Source organism: Haloferax sp. Q22 (assembly GCF_001482285.1).
In the GTDB taxonomy this organism is placed as follows: Archaea; Halobacteriota; Halobacteria; order Halobacteriales; family Haloferacaceae; genus Haloferax.
Genome location: NZ_LOEP01000028.1, coordinates 1 through 1,070 on the forward strand (window position 1 = coordinate 1; position 1,070 = coordinate 1,070).

Here is a 1,070-nt window from a genome sequence, read left to right on the forward strand (position 1 = left end):
GAGGGTGTCATAGAAGAGTTCTCACACCGTGATCACGGTACTTCCCGGATTGTCTCCACGTTCGTAGTTGGTGATTGCGACGACGAGGCGAAGACACAGCGCGAGGAACACCTGCGCTCGTGCGTGAACGCGGCCTCGGGCGTGCGTTCGCCCGAGGCCGCAGTCCTTGACTGATTCGTTGGTTCGTTCGACGCCACCTCCGGCGGTTGTACGTCTTGTCTAGCGTCGATTGCTTCAGATGAACGTCCTCACTGTGTTCGTCGATCCGGTCTTCGACCCTGTACTCGATGTCTTTCGGGTCGTCGGTGTTTCGTGCGTTGTACGGAGCGACTGGCACGATCCCTGCGGCCAGCAGGTGGTCGTGCCAGTCGAGCGTGTCGTAGGCGCTGTCACCAACCATCCAGATCGGTTGCTCGACGGCGAGCGCGTCACGTGTGACGCGCATCGCCGTCTCTTCTGGCGCTTGTTTGCTCTCGGTGAACTCCGCTGCAATCGGTATCTTTTGCCCGGTCGAGACGATCGTACAGCCGTAGCCGTAGTAGTACTCGTCGTCGGTTGGATCGTAGCACGTTGACGCGTCTGGGTCGGCTGGCATCGCCCTCACGTCGGTCGAATCGATGCAGTAGGTCAAGTCAAGCAGGCCGCGGCAGGCGGCCTGTTCGACGAGGTGGGTGAAGACATCGTCAACGACGTGTTGGAGGTCGGTGAGGAAGCGATCGACCGCGTCTCTCGACGGCGGTCGATCGAAGCCACAGCTCAACCAGACAACCGTGTTCCGAAGCTCTCGTTCAACCGGTCGAATGCCGTAGATGTCCTTGTAGTAGCAGTGGAGAAAGCCACGCATCAGATCTGGTGGCTCGTGGTCTCGTGTTCGCCCCGTCTGCGTCGGGGCGAACACGTCGAACTCTTCGAGAAAGTCGAAGGAGAGGTGCTCGAACAGCGCTAGGGTCTCTGTCTCCACGACATTGAAGAACGACTCGACCGAAGGATCATCTTGCAGGGTCGCTGAGCTCATTCCACCTCAGCATTCACCCTGCTCTTTGGTGTGCTAATCGTTCTATGACACCCTC

The 1,070-nt window shown here is 59.1% G+C and carries 1 pseudogene; it reads right to left on the reverse strand.

Annotation, left to right across the window (positions count from 1 at the left end):
• Window positions 1-21: 21 nt before the first annotated feature.
• Window positions 22-1,015, reverse strand: a pseudogene (locus tag AM590_RS12340) (transposase).
• Window positions 1,016-1,070 lie beyond the last annotated feature (55 nt).